Consider the following 19,841-nt stretch of genomic DNA (forward strand, 5'->3'; position numbering starts at 1 on the left):
CGGGCCAGCGCGAGGTTGCCGGCCCGGGCGTGCGCCGGCCAGGCGCCCCGGCTCCGCGGTCGGCGTCTGCCGAGTACCAAGTCGGCGCGCCCGTCCGCCACTTCGCGCACGAAGGGGGCGAGGAGCGACGGGTCGAGAGAGGCGTCGCAGTCGCAGAAGCACACGATGTCGGCCGTGGCGGCGGTCAGCCCGGCATGGCAGGCGGCGCCGAAGCCGCGGCGCGGCTCGTGGATCACGGTCGCCCCGAGCTCGCGGGCGAGATCCGCCGAACCGTCGGTCGAGCCGTTGTCCACGACGAGTGCACGCCAGCCGGGTGGGATCCGGGCCAGCACCCAGGGCAGGGCCTCGGCCTCGTCCAGGCAGGGGAGCACGACGTCGACGTCCAGAGGTGTGGGAGAGGTCGTCACGGCTTTCACCCTACGAGGACGAACTTCACATACCGGACTTCATGTCCTTACGAAACGAGGACGTCAGGGGTTCCCCACGCAGTCCGGACGGCCGGGCCGCCGGATGTGGTGCGAGGCTGACGGCATGCAACAGCAATCGAGTGGGCCGGCAGCGGCGCGTGTCCTGGTGGTGGACGACGATCCCACGGTCGCCGAGGTCGTCGCGGGATACCTCGACCGGGCCGGATACACCGTGGACCGCGCCGGAGACGGACCGACCGCGCTGGTCCGCGCCGCCGAGCGCCGGCCGGACCTGGTCGTGCTGGACTTGATGCTGCCCGGCATGGACGGCCTGGAAGTGTGCCGTCTGCTGCGGACGCGCGGCCCGGTGCCGGTCATCATGCTCACCGCGCGAGGCGACGAGGACGACCGGGTCCTGGGGCTGGAAGTGGGCGCCGACGACTACGTGACCAAGCCGTTCAGCCCGCGCGAACTGGTCCTGCGCGTCGAGTCCGTGCTGCGCCGCTCGCGCCCCGCCTCGGACACCCGCCTCCTGAGCTCGGCCGGTCTCCGGCTGGACCCGGCCGCCCGTCGCGCCACCCGGTACGGCGCCGAACTCGCCCTGACACTGCGCGAGTTCGACCTCCTCGCCTTCTTCCTGCGCAACCCTGGCCGCGCCCACAGCCGTGAGGACCTGATGCGCGAGGTGTGGGGCTGGGACTTCGGCGACCTGTCCACGGTCACCGTCCACGTGCGCCGACTGCGCGGCAAGGTCGAGGACGATCCGGCGAGACCGCAGCTGATCCAGACGGTGTGGGGCGTCGGCTACCGCTTCGATCCCACGCGCACCCCGGCCGGCGGCGACGAACGGCCCGCCGGGTCCGAAGGCAGGAAGGACTGACGATGCGAGACACCCTGCTCATCGCTCTGTACGCGTTCCTCGGCGCCGGCGCGGCCGGGCTGCTGGGCGCTGTCGCGCTGTGGCCGCTGCGTCGCCGCTCGCTCACGGCGTCGCTCACCGTGGTGGCGGCCGTGGCGGTGACCGCGATGCTCGCCGGCACCCTCGCCGTGGCCTGGGCGATGTTCCTCTCCCCGCACGACCTGAGCGTCGTCACCACGGTCGTCGCGATGGCCGCCGTCGTCTTGCTGGCCACCGCGCTGCTGCTCGGCCGCTGGGCCGTCGCCCGCAGCCACGCCCTCCAGCTCGCCGCACGTTCCTTCGGGGACGGCGGCGCCTTCACGGCCCCCGACGGCACGGCCACCGCCGAACTCACGGCACTCAGCGCGGAGTTGGCCATCACGAGTACGAACCTCGCCGCATCCAGGGAACGCGAACGCGCCCTGCAGACCTCCCGGCGTGAACTCGTCGCCTGGATCTCCCACGACCTGCGCACCCACTGGCCGGCCTGCGTGCGATGGCCGAGGCGCTGGAGGACGGGGTCGCCGCGGACCCCGACCGCTACCTGAAGCAGATCCGCACCGAGGTCGAAAGCCTCGGCGCCATGGTCGGCGACCTCTTCGAGCTCTCCCGCATTCACGCGGGCAGCCTGCCCCTCTCCTTCTCGCGGATGTCCCTGTACGACCTCGTCGGCGACGCCCTGGCAGGCGCCGACCCGCTCGCCCGCGAACACGGGGTGCGGCTCGTCGGCGCCCGCGTCGAACCCGTGCCGGTCGAGGTCGACGGCAAGGAGATGAGCCGCGTCCTCGGTAACCTGCTGGTCAACGCGACCCGCCGGACCCCGGCCGACGGCACGGTGGCGGTGGCCGCCGAGCGGTCCCCGGACGGCGTGGTGGTGTCCGTGACGGACGGCTGCGGCGGCATCCCAGAGGAGGATCTGCCGCGCGTCTTCGACACCGGCTGGCGCGGTACCCACGCCCGCACTCCACCGGCCGGCGCGGGCCTGGGCCTCGCCATCGTCCGGGGGATCGTGGAGGCCCACCGGGGGCAGGCCACCGTACGCAACATCCCCGGAGGCTGCCGTTTCGAGGTGGTGCTGCCCGCGGCCGCTTCCTGAACGCGGGCAGCACCACCGGTCCATGGGGTCCTATGAGCCCCGCATCCCGGAACGCGCGAACTCCCGCATCCCCTCCGCGAAGCCGACCTCCGTCTTCCAGCCCAGCTCCGCCCGCAGCCGGGACGAGTCTGCGGTGATGTGCCGGACGTCCCCCAGCCGGTACTCCCCGGTGACGACCGGATCGGGTCCGCCGTACGCGACGGCCAGTGCCCGGGCCATCTCCCCGACGGTGTGCGGTTCACCGCTGCCGGTGTTGTACGCGGTCAGCGCGCCCTGGGCCGAACCCGCCTCCAGCACCGCCACGTTGGCCGCCGCCACATCCCGGACATGCACGAAGTCCCGCCGCTGCCGACCGTCCTCGAACACCCGGGGCGCCTGCCCGCGCGCGAGCGCCGAACGGAAGAAGGAGGCCACCCCGGCGTAGGGGGTGTCCTGCGGCATCCGGGGCCCGTACACGTTGTGGTACCGCAGCGACACCGCCGTCCCGCCCGTCGCCCGCGCCCACGCCGCCACGAGATGCTCCTGGGCGAGCTTGGTCGTCGCGTACACATTGCGCGGGTCGGTCGGCGCGTCCTCGCCCACGAGCCCCGGCGACAACTCGGCCCCGCACTGCGGACACAGCGGCTCGAAGCGCCCGGCCGCGAGATCGGCCACGTCCCTCGGACCCGGCCGCACCACCCCGTGCCGTCCGCACTCGTACCGTCCCTCCCCGTACACCACCATCGACCCCGCCAGCACCAGCCGCCGCACACCTGCCTCCGCCATCGCGGCGAGCAGTACGGCTGTCCCCAGGTCGTTGCGGGAGACGTACTCCGGGGCGTCGGCGAACCCCGTGCCGAGACCGACCATGGCCGCCTGATGGCACACGGCGTCCACGCCGTCCAGAGCGCGGGCGACCGCCTCCCGGTCCCTCACGTCCGCGCCGACGTCCGCCGCCACGTCGAACACGACGGGCTCGTGCCCGTGCTCCGCCAGCACATCGACAACATGGGACCCGATGAACCCGGCACCGCCGGTGACCAGTACACGCATACGGCTCACGCTAGGACCACACCACCGCCCAGCCCCAGGGCCACGCCCGGCACGTCACGCTTCCGTAAGACGGCGGCCCGGCAGCCGACCCGCCGGGCCGCTCCTTCGCCCGGGCGCGTACGCCGGCGCCGGGACGTAAGCATTTCGTCATCACCCGACCCGGGCCGAAGAGATCGTCCTTTGCGTTGAATGGGAGGCGACGACACGTACCGACGAAGCGAGAAGAGGCACGGAATGGGGCGCACGTGGAGGGGACCGCTGACCGTGGGGCTGCTGGTGTCGCTGGTCGTGGGAGTGGGAGCCGGGCTGTACTGGTTCCAGCCGTGGAAGCTCTGGCAGGACGAGACGGTGACGGAGTCCCTGCCCGGCGCCGTCGTGGAAGCCTCCCGGCCCCCGCGAACGGAGCCCGGGACGCCTTCCTCACCGTCGGCGCCGACCGGGCCCGTGACCCTGGCCACCGGTGAGATGACCAGCCACGAGCACACGACATCGGGCACGGTGAAACTCGTACGGCTCGCCGACGGCACCCACGTGATCCGGCTGGAGCGGCTCGACACCAGCAACGGCCCGGACCTGCGCGTGTGGCTGACCGACGCCCCGGTGAAGGAGGGCCGGGCCGGCTGGCACGTCTTCGACGACGGCGAGCACGTCAGCCTCGGCAGCCTCAAGGGCAACAGGGGAAGCCAGAACTACCCCCTCCCCGAGGACATCGACCCCTCCCGGTACACCAGCGTCACCATCTGGTGCGACCGCTTCGACGTCTCCTTCGGCGCCGCCGAACTCGCCGACGCCTGACCGTTCTCCCCGTCCGCGGGGATGTCCGGACACAAACGCGTCGAAGGGGCAAGGGAGCCGCCCATGTCAGCCTCCCGGGTCCGAGACGAGTGCCGGCGCGGCGGTGCGTACCTGCGGGGTGAGCCGCTCCGGCCGCCGCCCGGCCGCAGTACGGTTGCGAGGCCGACGCCGAGCGCGGCCACGGTTCTCGAGGCGTGGCTCGACCAAGTGGTTCTCGTGGGCCGCAACGCGGTCGCCGAGGACTCCCCGACCAAGGGCATGCCGGCGTACGTCGTCGCAGGCCGGGGTGGTTCCTACGCTCGCGGGACTCCGCGCGAGGGCTACGAGTACGTGCAGAACCACCTGAGAGCGATCCTCGGCGACATGCTGGGCCTGGACATCGACTTCGTCGTCCCCGAGTTCACCCTGGCGCACTCCAGCCCGGCCATGGCCGAGCTGATCCCGCTCGCCGAGGCCTCCAAGGCCAGGGCCCACGAAGACGTGAGGAGCAAGGGCAAGGCCGCCGCGCTGAACGCCGCCTGACGCACACGGCGCCCGGCGCGGTCGACGCCGGACCGGGCGCAGTCGGCGAGGTGGGCCGGGAGTCCTGCTCGGAGGGCGGGGCCCCTGCTCTGGGGCGCTGAACCCAGGCCGAAGGCACCGTCGAGGAGCCCGCTGGGGCTGCTCCACGACGACGATGACGTACGCGCAGCGGCCCATGACGTGCGCGCACCGGCTGTACGCGCGTCATGCACCGCGATGCGACGATTGGGCACCCCCCTCACTGTCGTCGCCGAAAGCGACCGGCTGGGTCGTGCACCCCACGAGGCGACCGGCACCCACACGGTCAGCGCGCTGATGTGGGGATCCCGGCCAAGGGCAAGCGGGTCCGCTTCTCGGAGGGGCCGGCAGGGCTCTGGGCGGAATCCGGTGCGGCGTCAGTCGACGTGCACCGGTGTGAGGAGGACCCGGTCGTGGCCGGCCCGGCGGATCGGGCCGGTGAGGCGGAGGGTGCCGGTGAGGCGAGTGTCGGTGCTGGACGCGCCGAGCATGATGGTGATGTCGCCGGGTTCGACGAGTTGGTGCCGGTCGGGCCCGGTGTAGGCGAGGCGGTCGGCGTGCAGGCGGAAGGTGACCTTGCGCTGCTCGCCGGGGGCCAGTCGGACGCGGGCGTAGCCGGTCAACTGGGTTACAGGGCGGGGGAGTTGGGCCATGGGGTCGGCGGTGTACAGCTGGACGACCTCGGTGCCGGGGCGGTCGCCGGTGTTGCGGACCAGGCAGCTGATCTCGACCTCGCCGTCGGTGGGGATGTCCTCGGAACTCAGTGTCAGGTCGTCGTAGGTGAAGGCCGTGTAGGAGAGGCCGTGGCCGAAGGGGTAGGCGGGGGTGGGGTCGAGGTTGCTGACGCCCTGGGTGTTGCCGCCCAGAGGGGCGTGCAGGTAGGTGCCGGGCTGGCCGCCCGGCGTGCGTGGGACCTGGACCGGCAGTCTGCCCGACGGGGTGAGCCGTCCGGAGAGCACCCCCGCGAGGGCTGGCCCGCCCTCCTCGCCGGGGAAGAAGGACTGGACGAGGGCGGCCACGCGGTCGGCGTAGGCCCCGAGAGCGTACGGGCGGCCGGAGACGACCAGCAGCACGATCGGCGTGCCGGTGGCGAGGAGCGCCTCGACGAGTTCGTCCTGGACGCCGGGCAGTGAGAGGTCCTCGGTGTCGCAGCCCTCACCGGAAGTGCCGAGCCCGAACAGTCCGGCGCGATCCCCGACCACGGCGATGCATACGTCCGCCCGCCGTGCCGCTTCCACCGCCGCGTCGAAAGCGGTGCGGTCGATGTCCTTGACGGGACAGCCCTGTTCGTACGCGATCAGGGTCCCCGGCAGTTCCGCGGCCAGGGCGTCCAGCAGCGAGTGGGCCTCGATGCCGTTGTCGTGTCCGGGGTGGTGGGGGAGGACGTGGTTGGGGAAGGAGTAACAGCCGAAGAAGGCGTTGGCGTCGTCGGCGCAGGGGCCCACCAGGGCGATGGACGCCGTGTCCCGAGCCAGCGGCAGGAAGCCGTTCCGGTTGTCGAGCAGGACGATGCTCTGCTCGGCCAGGTCCCGGGCGATGGCCCGGTGCGCAGGCGGATCGAGGTCGATGGGATCCGTGACGTCCACGTCGGCGGCCGGGTCGAAATCGCTGTCGAGGAGCCCCAGTTCGGCCTTCTGGCGCAGGACGCGGCGTACCGCGCGATCGACGAGGTCCTCGGCGACGGTGCCCTCGCGGACGAGCTCCGCGAGGGGTTCGCCGAAGCAGAGTGTGTCGGGCAGTTCGACGTCGATGCCGGCCGCCAGCGCGCGGGCGCCTGCCTCGCCCTCGCTCGCGGCGATGCGGTGCATGGTGCGCAGGAACGCGATCGACCAGTAGTCGGAGACGACCGTCCCCTCGAATCCCCACTCCTCCCGCAGGAGCCGGGTGAGCAGCGACGGGTCCGCCCCTGCCGGTACGCCGTCGACGTCGGCGTACGAGTTCATCACCGAACGCGCGCCGCCGTCCCGCAGTGCCATTTCGAACGGCGGCAGGATCACGTCGGCGAACTCGCGCGGACCCATGGACACGGGCGCGTGGTTGCGGGCGGCCCTGGAAGCGGAGTAGCCGGCGAAGTGCTTGAGCGTGGCGATGATCCCGGCGCTCTCCAGCCCGCGCACGTAGGCGGTGCCAGTGGTGGCGACGAGATAGGGGTCCTCGCCGAGGGTCTCCTCGACGCGGCCCCAGCGGTAGTCGCGTACGACGTCCAGGACGGGAGACAGACCTTGGTGGACTCCCACCCGGCGCATGCTCGTGCCGATCGCGTGGGCCATGCGTTCGACGAGGTCGGGGTCGAAGGTGGCGGCCCAGGCCAGGGCGGTGGGAAAGACCGTCGCGTGGTACGTGGTGAATCCGGTCAGGCACTCCTCGTGCGCGATGGCCGGGATGCCGAGCCGTGTGCCGTCCATCAACTCGCGCTGGAGAGCGGCGAGGTGACGGGCGCCGTCGGCCGCCTCGACCGGCTTGGTGCCGAAGGGGCGGGTGATGTGGCCCAGCCCGTCCTTTCTGGCCTTTTCGAAGTCGGTGTGCCGGGCGAAGACGTCCTGCATGGGTGCCACGTTGCCGCTGACGCGTTCGACGCCGGGCCAGGCGCTGCCGAGCTGGGCGAGCTTCTCTTCCAGGGTCATCTCCGCGAGCAGGGACTCGACCCTGTCGTCACGGGGGCAGGCCGGATCGGCCCAAGGTGTGGTCATGGTGCGTTCCTCGGGGTGGTGGCGTGGGGTGCGTTGGGTGTGGGGCCGTCTAGACGTGGCCGGGCGGCGCAGCGGTGGAGGCCCGGACGATGAGCTGGGTGGCCAGCTCCACCCGGTGGCTGTCCAGCGGCTCGCCCGCGACGAGCCGGAGCAGGGCACGGAGTGCGGCACGGCCGATCTCGGCGAAGGGCTGGCGGACGGTGGTCAGGGGCGGGGCCGAGGTGCTGGCCGCAGCCGTGTCGTCGAAGCCGACGACGCTGACGTCCCCCGGTACCCGCAAGCCGTGGACGCGGGCGGCCTCGATGACGCCGAACGCCTCCAGGTCGTTGCCGGTGAACACGGCGGTGGGCGGTTCGTCCAGGGCGAAGAGTTCCAGAGCGGCCTGGTAGGCGGGTTCGAACCGGAAGGCGCCACGCTTGATCAGCAGGGGATCAGGCGTGATCCCGGCACGGCTGAGCGCGGCCTGGTAGCCGTGCAGCCGGGCGGTGTTGCACACGGCGTCGTGGCGGCCCTCGATCATCGCGATGCGGCGATGCCCGAGCTTCAGCAGGTGCTCGGTCGCGGCCATGCCGCCGCTGAAGTTCGTCGCGCCGATGCTCGGCACACGCTCGTCCGGCACGTTCATCGGGTCGATCAGTACGACCGGGACGCCGTGCTGCGCGAACTGCGCCCGCTGCCGGGCCGTCAGCTCGGACGTCACCAGGATGAGGCCCTCCCGCCCCGCGTTGGTGATCTTCCGGGCCCAGGTGGCGCCCAGCGGGTCGTCGGGCGCCGTACTGATCACGACGTCGACTCCGACCTCGGCCGCGGCCTCCGTCACACCCTGGGTGATCACCAGGTTGTTGGGGTTGACCAGCTTGTCGAAGGTCAGGTCGATGGTGCGCACCGGGGACTGCGCGCCTCCGGGGCCTCGGGCCACGTAGTCACGTTCGACCAGCAGCCGCTCGACGCGGGCCCGGGTCTCCGGTGAGACGTCGCTGCGGCCGTTGACCACTTTCGACACGGTGGCGATGGATACCCCGGCCGCTTCGGCGATGCCGGTCAGGGTCGTCCGCTCAACGGCTCGCTTCGCCATGCTGTTCCTTTCGATTCCTTACGGGGAAGCTAGCGCAAGCTTTCGCTACGGTCCAGGGGCAGTACAGATCGGAAACCAGTCCAATCCAGCGTCTTGACCCGGAGCGAGCTACTCCCTACTTTGTCGGCCAGACAACGCAGAGGTTTCGAAAAGTTTCGAGCCGCGTCACGCGCACCTGACGAGCCCGATGAGCCGTCCAGCGCGTTCGAGCCTCTGAAGAGCCCAAGGAGCTCACGATGGCCAACAGAATCTTCTCCCGCGTCCTCGTCACCGCCTCCGCGGCGACCCTGGCGCTGACCCTGTCCGCCTGTGGCAGCGGCGGGCGGACCACCGGTGGCAGCTCCGGTGACGGCGCGATGGCCTGGGCGCTGACCCAGGGGTCCGAAGCGACGTTCCGGGCCTCCGCCGCCGAGTGGAACAAGGAACACCCCGACAGCAAGATCAATTACCAGTACTTCCAGAACGACCCGTACAAGCAGAAGCTGCGCACGGCCGTCGGCGCCGGCAACGGCCCGGTCCTCTTCGAGAACTGGGGCGGCGGCGGGCTCAGGAGCTACGTGGACGCGGGCAAGGTCGCCGACCTCACTGCCGATCTGGACAAGAACCCGGAGTGGAAGAATCGCATCTTCCCGTCGGTTCTCCAGTCCACCACCTTCGACGGCAAGGTCTACGGCGTTCCCGTCAACGGTGTGCAGCCAGTGGTCCTGTACTTCAACAAGCAGCTGTTCGCGAAGGCGGGAGCCGAGCCGCCGAGGACCTGGGACGACCTGCTCGCCCTGGTGAAGAAGTTCAAGGCCGAGGGCATCGCCCCGATTTCCATGGGTGGCGCGTCGAAGTGGCCCGACCTGATGTGGCTGGAGTACCTCGTCGACCGGGTCGGCGGACCCGAGACCTTCGCGAACATCGCCGCCGGAAAGAAGGGCGCATGGTCCGATCCGGCCGTCCTCAGGGCCGTCGAGATGATCAAGCAGCTGGTGGACGCGGGCGGTTTCGCCAAGGGCTTCACCTCCGTCTCCGCCGACACCGGCCAGGCCGAGGCCCAGCTGTACACCGGCAAGGCCGCGATGATCCTGCAGGGCAGCTGGGCGTACGGCACCATGGCCGCCGGCTCACCGAAGTTCGTCTCCGAAGGCAACCTCGGCTGGTCGGGCTTCCCGGCCGTCGAGGGCGGCAAGGGTGACGCGAGCAACATCGTCGGCAACACCGCCAACTTCTTCTCGGTGTCGGCGCAGGCGAGCGCAAGGGAGAAGAAGACCGCCGTGTCCTACCTCAAGGACGGTGTCTACAACGACAGTTACATCGACAGCCTCCTCAAGAACGGCGACGTCCCGCCCGTGAAGGACCTGGACGCCAAGCTCAAGACCACGAAGAACGCCGACTGGACGACGTACGTCTACACCCTCGCCCGCGACGCGAAGAACTTCCAGCTCTCCTGGGACCAGGCGCTCACCCCCGAACTCGGCAACGAACTGCTCACCCGCCTCGACCAGCTCTTCCTCGGCGAGATCAGCCCGCAGCAGTTCTGCTCCCAGATGGACGAGGCGGCGCAGAAGTGAGCACCGCCCGTGCCGTGAAGGCGCCACCCCGTAACCGCACCGACGGCCCGCCGTTCCTCATGGCCCTGCCCGCCCTGCTCCTCTTCGCCCTGTTCGCCCTCGTGCCGATGGTGATCGTGGTCTACCTGAGCTTCACTCGCTGGGACGGCCTGGGCAGCCCCGCCTGGACCGGGCTCGACAACTGGCGCACTGCTCTCACCAGCGACGTCACCCGGCATGCACTGTGGCTCACCGCCAAGTTGATGGTCTTCTCGTGGATCGTGCAGACCCCGATCAGCCTTCTGCTGGGCGTCTTCGTCGCCGGGAAACAGCGCTACCGGGCCCTGCTCGGCGTCTTCTACTTCGTGCCGCTGCTCATCTCCACAGCGGCGATCGCCGTCATCTTCAAGAACCTGCTCGACCCGAACTTCGGCCTCGGCGCGGCCCTCCATCTGTCCTTCCTCGGACAGGACTGGCTGGGTGACCCCCAACTCGCCTTCTACACCGTCGTGTTCGTCATCTCCTGGCAGTTCGTCCCCTTCCACACGCTGCTCTACCAAGCCGGCGCCCGTCAGATCCCCGCCTCGCTCTACGAGGCGGCGTCGATCGACGGCGCCGGCCGGCTCGCCCAGTTCTGGCACATCACCCTGCCCCAGCTGCGCTACACCATCGTCACGTCCTCGACGCTCATGGTCGTCGGCTCGCTCACCTACTTCGACCTGGTCTTCGTACTCACCGGCGGCGGGCCCGGATACGCCACCCGCATCCTGCCGCTCGACATGTACATCACCGGCTTCCAGAGCAACCAGATGGGCCTCGCCAGCGCCGTCTCCGTGGTGCTCGTCGCGGCAGGACTCCTCGTCTCCCTCGCCCTCGTCCGGTTCTCCGGCTTCAGCCGGATGCGCAGCCAGCAGGCAGGTATGTGATGTCCACGCTCTCCCATGCCCCGTCCACCGACTCGCCCGGCGTCCCGTCGCCCGCGAAGTCGCCCGCGACAGCACCGGGCCGCAGCCGCCTCGGGCGTCTGGGCCGTACCAACCCTCTCGGCGCGCTGGGCGGCCTGTTCTGGCTGGTGATCGTCCTCGTGCCGGTGTACTGGGTCGTCGTCACCAGCCTGCGCACCCGCGAGGGCTTCTTCGACGCGAACCCGCTCTCCGTACCGACGGACCCCACCCTGGAGAACTACCGTCAGGTCCTGGACAACGACTTCACGCACTACCTCCTCAACAGCACGCTGGTCACGGTCGGCGCGACGCTGCTGACACTCGCCGTGTCGTTCCTGGCGGCGTACGCCATCGTCCGCGGCACCAGCCGCGCCCTGCGCTGGGCGTTCAGCGTCTTCCTGCTGGGCCTCGCGATCCCGCTGCAGGCCACGATCATCCCGGTGTACCTCCTGATCGCCAAGGCGCAGATGTACGACACCCTGGGTGCGATCGTGCTCCCCTCGGCGGCGTTCGCCATCCCGCTCACGGTGATCATCATGGTCAACTTCCTGCGGGACATCCCGGACGAGCTGTACGAGTCCATGCGTGCGGAGGGTGCCGGGCACTGGCGCATGCTGTGGAGTCTGGCCCTGCCACTGTCACGACCCGCGCTGATCACGGTCACGATCTACGACGCCCTGAACGTCTGGAACGGCTTCCTCTTCCCGCTGATCCTCACCCAGAGCCCCGACAAGCGCGTCCTGCCCCTGTTCGTGTGGAGCTTCCAGGGCGAGTTCACGATCAACGTGCCGGCGATCCTGGCCGCCGTGGTCCTCTCCACGCTGCCGATCCTCGCCCTCTACATCGTGGGCCGCCGCCAGCTCATCAGCGGACTCACCGCCGGCTTCGGCAAGTGAGCGACCGCCGGCCGTCCGGTCGGTTCGGGAGGCCGACACGCTGTGCTCGGGCTCTGTGCCGTCCCCGCCGTGGCTCTGGCGAGCAGGGTGCCGTTCACATCCGCGGTGAGGGCGGAGTCCCGAGTTCGGGTGGGCTGTCGGCGCACCGATGGGAGCGGGCCACCGGGCCGCTGCGGGGTCCTGGAGGCCATGCTCCCCTGCCACAGTCAGGATCCGTGCGGAAGGGGAGCGACGCCGGTGACAGCGACTGCTGTTCCGGCCGGCAATCGTGACCGGGGCCATGCGGCCGGCGGTCAATCCTCGGCGGGAAGTCGCGGTCGTGGAGCGGCGTTCATGGACGTGGTGGCCACCAGGACAGGCGAGACATGCCGTCGGCGTGTCCGGAGCATTGAGACTTGCCACCAGTCACCGCACGCGGTTACCCGGTGGCCTCCTTGGCGTCGCCGAGGCCGCTGCGGACGCCGAAGCGGTAGGAGCCCGACCCGACCTCGAACACGGCCGCCCCGTCCTCCATCCGGAGGAACCGGACTCCCTTGGCGCCCTTGGCCGGTCGGCCGCCCTCGGTGACCGCCCCACGGGTCTTCGCCGGTACGTGAACCTCCGCGACGGTGTTGACAGGCACCGTCACCTTCAGGTCGAGCGCCCCGTTGCGGGTGCTCCACTTCGAGGAGAGCAGGCCGTAGACGGTCTTGAGGCTTCCTGAGCCCTTGGCCAGGTTCCCGCCGGGCACCGGCGCGATCCGGGAGCGCTGGTAGCCGGGCTCGATCGCGGAGATGCCGCCTATGTTCTGGAACATCCAGTCACCCACGGCGCCGTAGGCGTAGTGGTTGAAGGAGTTCATGTCGACCGGGCCGAAGTCGCCGTTGGGCATGATCGAGTTCCAGCGTTCCCACATGGTGGTGGCGCCGTTGGCCACCTCGTAGCCCCAGGACGGGTAGTCCTTGTGCAGCAGCATCTTGTAGGCGAGGTCGTCCCTGCCGATCCTGCTCAGCGCGGGCAGCAGCAGCGGTGTGCCGATGAAGCCGGTCCGCAGGTGGTTGTCGGTGAGCGCCAGTTTGGCCACGAACTTCTCGCCGACCTTCTCGACCAGCGCGGGGTCGGAGACGAGGTTCATGCCGAGGGCCATCGCGTACCCGGTCTGCGATTTGCCCTTGACGGTGCCGTCGGTTGCGACGTACGCCTCGGTGAAGGCGGTGCGGATGTCGGCGGAGAGCTTGCTGTAGTCGGACGCCGCCGCGTCATCACCCAGGGCCTTGGCCACCTCGGCCATCATGCGGGCGTTCTCGGCGTAGTAGGCCGTGCCCAGGATGCCCTGCTCGGTCGGGTCGTCCAGGTGCAGCCAGTCGTTGGTGAAGAAGGTCGTGCGGCCGGGTTCGAGAAGGTCCGCTCCGGCGCTGTCGCGCACGAACTGGAAGAACTTCTGCATGGCGGGGTAGTTCTCCCGCAGGATGCGGGTGTCGTCGTAGGAGCGCCACACGGAGTACGGCACGGTGATCATCACGTCGGACCAGCCGACACCGCTGTCGCCGAACTGGCCCTGTGGGGTCGGTACGACCGCGGGCAGGTCACCGTTGGCGTACTGGGAGTTGCGGACGTCCGCCATCCAGTGGGACAGGAACGCGCGGGTGTCGACCAGGTAGTTGGCCGTGGGCGCGAACAGACTGATGTCTCCCGTCCATCCCAGGCGTTCGTCGCGAGCGGGGGTGTCGGTGGGGATGGAGAGGAAGTTGCCCCGCTGGCTCCAGGAGATGTTGCTCACCAGCTGGTTCAGCATGGTGTCCGAGGTCTTCAGCTTGCCGGTGGACGGGAGGTCGGACCCCCACACGACGCCCTTGACGGCGGAGAGCGCGGGAGGCTTGCTCACCCCGGTGATCTCGATGTAGCGGAACCCGTGCTGGGTGAAGGTGGGCTCGTAGGTCACCGTCCCGGTCTTGGCGAAGACGTAACGATCGGTGACTTTGGCGGTGCGGAAGTTGTCGGTGTAGAGGGTGCCGTTCTTGTTGAGTACCTCCGCGTACCGGATCTTGACCGCCTGGCCGGCGGAGCCGGTGAGGGTCAGCCGGGACACGCCGACCATGTTCTGCCCGAGGTCGTAGACATAGGCGCCGGAGGTAGGCTCGGTCATCTTCCGGGACTTGAGCACCTGGGTGCCGCGCACCGGCTCGTCGCTCTGCGGGACCAGAAGGGCGGTCCGGGACTCCAGGCTGGCGGCGGGCTCCCACTTCGCGTCGTCGAATCCGGTCCGGCTCCAGCCCGAGGGCTTCAGCCTGGCGTCGTACGTCTCGCCGTCCTGCAGGTCGGCCTTGACGTAGGGGCCGTCCGCCGCCTTCCACGATCCGTCCGTGGCGATCCACTGGACCGAACCGTCGGTGTAGGTGATACGTACCTTCGCCACGAGAGCGGGGGCGTCCCCGTACTGGCCGCTCCAGCCGAGTCCGACCTTGCCGGCCCACCAGCCGTTCGCCAGCGATGCGCCGATCGCGTTGCGCCCGCGGGTGAGCAGCTTCGTCACGTCGTAGGTCTGGGACTGGATGCGCTTGTGGTAGTTCGTCCAGCCCGGGGCGAGTACCTGGTCGCCGACCTTCTTGCCGTTGATCTCCAGCTCGTAGACGCCGAGGGCCGACGCGTAGACCCGGGCGGAGGCGACCTTCTTGCCGGTCTTGGTCGCGAAGCCCTTGCGCAGCAGCGGCAGCGGCCGGACCGCGGGCTCCTTGAGGGCGTCCGTGGTGCCGGACACCACGAGGGCGGAGCCGACGATCTCACCGCCGGTGAACGGGTTCCGGTCGGAGGCGAAGTCGGTGTCGAGCAGCGCGCCGCCGTCGGCTCCGGTCACGACGGCGTCGTAGACGGTTCCCCGTTCGCCGCAGCATCCGTGGGTGCGGAATCCGATGTAGCCCTTGCTGAACGTGGTGTCGGTGAAGGTGTCGACCGGCTTGCCGTCCAGGGTCGTCCTGATGGTGGTGCCCACCAGGTCGTAGCGGACGGTGTGGCGGTCAGCGAGGAGACTGGCGTTGGTGAAGCCGTAGGGTGCGAGATCGACCTCCTTCACCACGCTGTAGTTGCCCTTGACCTGCTTGTGCAGTCTCAGCATCGGGGTCGGGCCCGTGACGTTGAACTGCCACATGTAGCCGTTGCTCGCGTCGGAGGCCCGCAGGAACATGCCGAAGGCATTGCTGTCGATCTTGAAGTCGACCGTGGCGACGTAGTCGGTCCACTGGTCCAGCTCACTGGCGGCTTCAGGGCGAGTGATCCACCGGGCGCCGTCCCAGTCGCCGGAGTCCAGCAGGCCCGTCTCGAAGTACGCGTGCGTGCTCCACGGGCTCGCGGCCTTCCTGTCGTCCCAGGCCCGCACCCGCCAGTAGTAGCGGGTGGCCGGCTTCAGAGCGGGGCCGCCGTACCGGACGCCGACCTGGCGGCCGGATGCCACCTTACCGGAGGACCACACATCGGCGGACCCCGGCGTGCGTCCGACCTGGATCTGATACGCCTTCTGCGAGGTCGCCCGCCGGGACGACGTGGACTGCCAGCCGAAGACCGGGTCCTCACCACCGATGCCCAGGGGGTTCGCCCTGCCGTTGGTGGTCAGCGCTTTCACGGCGAAGGCCGCGTTCGAGACCGACCCGGCAAGAGACGCGGAGGCGGGCACGACCGCCGTGCCTCCGACCACGGCGAACACGAGAAGACCTCTGAGGAGTAGGAACAGGAGCGAGCGGCTACGGGGCATGGCATCCTCATATGAATCGTTTCAGATCGTACGGGTCAGCGGCTGATGGCGCCGCGAACACGGTGTGCGGTGGGGGAGTTCAGTCCGCCGCCGTGCTGCTCAGCAGGGTCTCCAGAGCGGCGGCGGCGTCGGCGCCGCCGTCCTCGAAAAGGACCCTGTTGAGCAGCGTGGGCAGCCGGCCGGCCGGCAGGTCCAGGAAGGGCCCCAGCTGCCGGGCCAGTTGTGCCGAGTCACCGTTCAGCCCCTGCCGGGTCAGGGCCCCGACCGTGTGTGCCCACAGGCCGGGCTCGTCCATCAGGTCCCGCACGGTGACCACTTCGGACGGTGCCGGGGCGGGGCAGGGATCGTCGACGGTCCACGTGTGCGTGCCGTGCGCCACGGTCACCGGAGGGTGCCCGGAACCGGGGAGGTGGACGGTGGCCCGTGTTCCCGTGGGCACGACCACCTTCAGGTGGAAGCGGCCGTCCTCGCGCCGCCAGCCGACGGACGCCTCGCCGTACGGGGTGAGGTGCACGGCCGTGGCATGGGTGAGTGACCGGTGCGGCAGGGGGCGTACGAGGATTTCGCGGTAGCCGGGTGCGGCCGGGGCGAGTCCGGCGACCGTGCGGTGCATCCAGTCGGCGACGGCTCCGAGGGCGTAGTGGTTGAAGGAGGTCATCTGGCCGGGATTGACCGTGCCGTCGGGCAGCAGGCTGTCCCAGCGTTCCCAGACCGTGGTGGCGCCCATCGTCACTTGATACAGCCAGGACGGGCACCCCTTCTCCAGCAGCAGCCGGTGGGCGAGTTCCGGGTGCCCGGCGGAGGTGAGGGCGTCGGTCATCAGCGGGGTGCCGACGAATCCGGTGGCGATGCGGAAACCGTTCGTGCGGACGAGGTCGGCGAGCCGGTCCCCGGCCACCGCACGATGGTGCGGGGAGGTCAGCAGGTTCCACTGCAGGGCCATGGCGTACGCGGTCGGCGAGTCGCCCAGCACCCGGCCCGCCGGGGTGACGTAGGCGCGGGCGAACGCCTGGCGGGTCCGGTCGGCGAGTGCGGAGTAGTGGGCGGCGTCCGCGGAGCGGCCCAGTACCTCCGCGGTGTGGGCGACGACGTCGGCGCACCGGACCAGACAGGCGGTGGCGACGACATCGGTGGGAGTGCGGGCGGCGAACGGGTCGTCCGGCGGCGCGGTGGGGTCGAGCCAGTCGCCGAACTGGAAGCCGCCCGCCCACACTCCGTCGGTCGTGAGGGAGGCGGCCTTGTCCACCCATGCGCGGGCGCTGGTGAACTGTCGCCGGAGGACGCCGAGGTCGCCGTAGCGTTCGTACAGCACCCAGGGCACCACCGGGGCGGCGTCGCCCCAGGCCGCCGCGGTCGGGGCCGCGTCGTCCAGGACGTCGGGGATCACCCAGGGGACCGCGCCGTCGGGGTGCTGGTCGGCGGCGAGGTCGGCGAGCCAGGAGGACAGGAAGCCCGCCGCGTCGAAGAGGAAGGTGGCGGTGGGGGAGAAGACCTGGATGTCGCCGGTCCAGCCGAGCCGTTCGTCGCGCTGCGGGCAGTCCGTGGGTATGTCGAGGAAGTTGCCGCGTGTGCCCCGGACGACGTTCTCGTGGAACTGCTCCAGGTCCGGGTCGGAGCAGGAGAACCAGCCCGTGCGGCGCAGGTCGCTGCTGACGACGACGGCGTGCACATCGTCGGCCGCCAGGTCCGGTACGCCGGTGACCTCGGCGTACCGGAAACCGTGGAACGTGAGCGAGGGTTCGAGGACGGTCTCCTCGGCGTCGGGCAGGAGATAGGTGTCGATGGCGTCGGCCGTCCGCAGCGGCCTCGTGCACAGCTCCTCGTCCTGCAGGACCTCGGAGTGCCGGACGACGACCTCGGCGCCGGCCGTGGTGTCACGCACGCGCAGCCGGACCCAGCCGACGATGTTCTGGCCGAAGTCCACGAGCGTACGGCCGGACGGCGACTGCCAGACCTTCGACGCGGGCAGCACCTCGGTGACGCGTACCGGTGGCCCCTCCGGGGCGACCAGTCGCGCCAGGTCCGCCTCCTGCCCGGACAGCACGTCCACCGGGCCGTCGGCTTCGCCCGGGGTGAACCGCAGGTCGGTGCGCTGCCCCTTGTAGAGGTCGTCCGCGAGGATCCCGCAGTCGCGGGCCCGCCACTGCTCGTCGGTGCCGAAGACCTCCACCGAACCGTCGGCGTAGCGGACCTCCAGCTGGGCCAGCAGGGCCAGCCGGTCGCCGTACAGGGCACGGGCGCCCCACCAGCCGAGGTGACCTCGGTACCAGCCGTTGCCGAGCACGGCCGAGAGGGTGTTCTCGCCCTTCTTCAGCAGGGCGGTGACGTCGTGGGTCTGGTACCGGAGCCGGTGGCGGTAGCTGGTCCAGCCGGGGGCGAGGATCTCGTCGCCGACCCGGGTGCCGTTGAGGGACGCGGTGTAGACACCGTGAGCGGTGGCGTAGAGGCGGGCCGTGACCACGTCCTCCCGCAGTACGACCGTCCGTACGAGCTCGGGGGCGGGCGCGTCCAGGGCGCCGTGGCGGTGGGGGGTGATGAAGCGGGCGGTCCAGTCGTCGGGGCGCAGCAGCCCCGTCTCCACGGTGGCCGGCGCGCTCCAGTCGCTCCAGCGCGTTCCGCAGGCCACCCGGATCCGGACGCTCGCCCCGCTGCGCGAGGCCAGGGGGGTGAAGGGCCACGGCACCAGCACCTGCTCGGCGGAATCGACATGTGCCGTCGTGTCGCCGTCCAGTTCCATCTCGTACGCCGTCTGCCGCCAGGCGGGGTCGTCGGTGCGGACCTGCCACGACAGGCGGGGTTCGGGCGTGCCGATGCCGAGCGCGTCCACCCGGTGCTCGAACCGGACGGAGACCAGTGTGGTGTCGGGTTCGGGACGCTCAAGGCCCATGTCGGCTGCCTCGCTTCTCTATCGTGTGCAACGTTCTACGCCTCAAGCGACTCAACCCTGAGGCGGAGACGTCCGGCGCGTCAAGAGGAGAAGCGGAGGAAGTTTGCGGCGTCCCTCGCACGGGTTCGACGCTCGCCCGCCCAGGGCACGGGTCGAACGCTCTGCGGCGAGGGAGCCGGCCGATCAGGCGCCGGGCGGTGGTGCGGTGCTGCCGCGGGCCACGAGGTGGGGCGTCGACGCCATGACTACGGCGCGGTCGCGCCGCTTCTCGATCCGCTCCAGCAGCAGCCGGGCCGCGGTCTCGCCCATCATGGCGCCCGCCTGGTCGACACTGGTCAGGTTCACCGGCGCGAGGGCTGCGACCGAGGTGTTGTTGTATCCGGCGAGCGAGAGGTCGTCGGGGATGCGCAGGCCGAGCTCGGCGGCGGCCCGGAAGACGCCGGTCGCGGCGACGTCCGCGCCCGCGAAGATCGCGGTGGGCGGGCGCGTGGAGGTGAGCAGCTCCATGGCGCCCCGGTAGCCGCCCTCGTCCGAATACCCGGAGTGCACTACCCGGGCCAGGTCGGCCAGGTCGTGCCGGGCCATCGCCGCACGGTAGGCGGCTCGGACGTGGTGCTCGGGCCGCTGCTCCCACTGGGTGCCGCGCACCGTCGGATGCGACAGGTGGGCTATGTCCCGGTGCCCGAGGGCGATCAGGTGGTCGACGACCAGGTCGACGCCGGCCCCGTCCTGGTTGACCACGCAGTCGTACGCCGGGGAGGGATCGTGGTGGCCGATCACCACCGTCGGCACCTCGGCCGCGAGGCGGACCACTTCCGTGCGGGGGACGGAGGGCGCGATCAGGATCAGGCCGTCCATCTGCCGGTCCGCCATGGCGTGGATCAGCCTGGTCTGCTCCTCCATCTCGGAGGAGCCGCCGGAGCCGAGGAACAGCGCGTACTCGGTGCCTCTCAGGGCTGTGTTCACGCCGTCCAGGAGGTCTGCGTAGAAGGCGTTGCGGATGCTCGCGAGGAGAACGCCGATCGTGTAGGTGCGGCCCCTCATGCCGCGGGCGGCGGCGTGCGGACGGTAGCCCAGCTCGGCCATGGCCGCCTGCACCCGCTCACGCATCGCCGGGCTCACCCCGTAGGCGTTGCGCAGCACCTTCGACACCGCCGAGGTGGACACCCCCGCGCTGCGCGCGACGTCGGTGATGGTGGCTCTCTTCGAACTGCTCGCCGGTCGCACTGGTGCGCACCTCCGTTGTCATGCACCGCGCCGCCCCGTCGGTGTTTCAGGAACGTTACTCGCGGATGACTTGACGGCTCCGGCCTGTTCGCTTC

Annotated in this window: 13 protein-coding genes and 1 pseudogene; 7 read left to right on the forward strand and 7 right to left on the reverse strand. The window is 70.4% G+C overall.

Annotated features, from left to right (window positions below; genetic code table 11):
* The coding region (locus AWZ10_RS33750; protein ID WP_159058444.1) for a glycosyltransferase family 2 protein at window positions 1–416 on the reverse strand (416 nt) is incomplete at its 3' end.
* A gap of 115 nt (window positions 417–531) precedes the next feature.
* On the opposite strand from AWZ10_RS33750, the gene AWZ10_RS33755 reads away from it, so the two are divergent.
* Entirely contained in the window at window positions 532–1,287 is a 756-nt protein-coding gene (locus AWZ10_RS33755) for a response regulator transcription factor (protein ID WP_046703456.1), read from the forward strand.
* Window positions 1,288–1,289: 2 nt separating this feature from the next.
* Window positions 1,290–2,401 (forward strand): annotated as a pseudogene (locus AWZ10_RS33760) (sensor histidine kinase).
* A gap of 30 nt (window positions 2,402–2,431) precedes the next feature.
* Here AWZ10_RS33760 and AWZ10_RS33765 read toward each other — a convergent pair.
* The gene (locus AWZ10_RS33765; protein ID WP_046703403.1) at window positions 2,432–3,433 is read right to left on the reverse strand and encodes an NAD-dependent epimerase/dehydratase family protein; all 1,002 of its coding nucleotides are present in this window, start codon (window positions 3,431–3,433) and stop codon (window positions 2,432–2,434) included.
* 234 nt (window positions 3,434–3,667) lie between these two features.
* On the opposite strand from AWZ10_RS33765, the gene AWZ10_RS33770 reads away from it, so the two are divergent.
* Together AWZ10_RS33770 and AWZ10_RS33775 are read left to right on the forward strand one after the other, a co-directional pair.
* Window positions 3,668–4,228 carry a DM13 domain-containing protein gene (locus AWZ10_RS33770; RefSeq protein WP_060892906.1) on the forward strand — a complete coding sequence of 187 codons (561 nt, stop codon included), beginning with the start codon at window positions 3,668–3,670 and terminating at the stop codon, window positions 4,226–4,228.
* 63 nt (window positions 4,229–4,291) lie between these two features.
* Window positions 4,292–4,750, forward strand: a complete 459-nt coding sequence (locus AWZ10_RS33775) for a hypothetical protein (RefSeq protein ID WP_060892907.1) — start codon at window positions 4,292–4,294, stop codon at window positions 4,748–4,750.
* A 395-nt stretch (window positions 4,751–5,145) separates the two neighbouring features.
* On the opposite strand, the gene AWZ10_RS33780 is transcribed toward AWZ10_RS33775, so the two are convergent.
* Entirely contained in the window at window positions 5,146–7,458 is a 2,313-nt protein-coding gene (locus tag AWZ10_RS33780) for a beta-xylosidase/alpha-l-arabinosidase (RefSeq protein ID WP_060892908.1), read from the reverse strand.
* Between the two features lie 49 nt (window positions 7,459–7,507).
* Window positions 7,508–8,533, reverse strand: a complete 1,026-nt coding sequence (locus tag AWZ10_RS33785) for a LacI family DNA-binding transcriptional regulator (RefSeq protein ID WP_060892909.1) — start codon at window positions 8,531–8,533, stop codon at window positions 7,508–7,510.
* Between the two features lie 236 nt (window positions 8,534–8,769).
* Here AWZ10_RS33785 and AWZ10_RS33790 point away from each other — a divergent pair, with 236 nt between their 5' ends.
* From AWZ10_RS33790 to AWZ10_RS33800, 3 genes are read left to right on the forward strand one after another with little or no spacing between them, the layout of a single operon-like run.
* Window positions 8,770–10,089, forward strand: coding sequence for an extracellular solute-binding protein (locus AWZ10_RS33790; RefSeq protein WP_046703399.1), 1,320 nt, complete (start codon window positions 8,770–8,772; stop codon window positions 10,087–10,089).
* A 59-nt stretch (window positions 10,090–10,148) separates the two neighbouring features.
* Window positions 10,149–10,994 carry a carbohydrate ABC transporter permease gene (locus AWZ10_RS33795; RefSeq protein WP_199845837.1) on the forward strand — a complete coding sequence of 282 codons (846 nt, stop codon included), beginning with the start codon at window positions 10,149–10,151 and terminating at the stop codon, window positions 10,992–10,994.
* Complete coding sequence (locus AWZ10_RS33800) at window positions 10,994–11,908, forward strand: carbohydrate ABC transporter permease (protein WP_078935192.1); 915 nt, start codon at window positions 10,994–10,996, stop codon at window positions 11,906–11,908. Before AWZ10_RS33795 ends, AWZ10_RS33800 begins: the two co-directional genes overlap by 1 nt.
* Before the next feature lie 418 nt (window positions 11,909–12,326).
* Here the strand turns inward: AWZ10_RS33800 and AWZ10_RS33805 are convergent, their stop codons facing one another.
* The 3 genes from AWZ10_RS33805 to AWZ10_RS33815 form a co-directional block, all read right to left on the reverse strand.
* The gene (locus AWZ10_RS33805; protein WP_060892910.1) at window positions 12,327–15,632 is read right to left on the reverse strand and encodes a family 78 glycoside hydrolase catalytic domain; all 3,306 of its coding nucleotides are present in this window, start codon (window positions 15,630–15,632) and stop codon (window positions 12,327–12,329) included.
* A 79-nt stretch (window positions 15,633–15,711) separates the two neighbouring features.
* The gene (locus AWZ10_RS33810) at window positions 15,712–18,519 is read right to left on the reverse strand and encodes a family 78 glycoside hydrolase catalytic domain (protein WP_060892911.1); all 2,808 of its coding nucleotides are present in this window, start codon (window positions 18,517–18,519) and stop codon (window positions 15,712–15,714) included.
* A gap of 183 nt (window positions 18,520–18,702) precedes the next feature.
* The gene (locus AWZ10_RS33815) at window positions 18,703–19,746 is read right to left on the reverse strand and encodes a LacI family DNA-binding transcriptional regulator (RefSeq protein WP_046703396.1); all 1,044 of its coding nucleotides are present in this window, start codon (window positions 19,744–19,746) and stop codon (window positions 18,703–18,705) included.
* Between the last annotated feature and the right edge of the window lie 95 nt (window positions 19,747–19,841).

The organism is Streptomyces europaeiscabiei, assembly GCF_001550375.1.
GTDB classification, from domain to species: Bacteria; Actinomycetota; Actinomycetes; order Streptomycetales; family Streptomycetaceae; genus Streptomyces; species Streptomyces europaeiscabiei.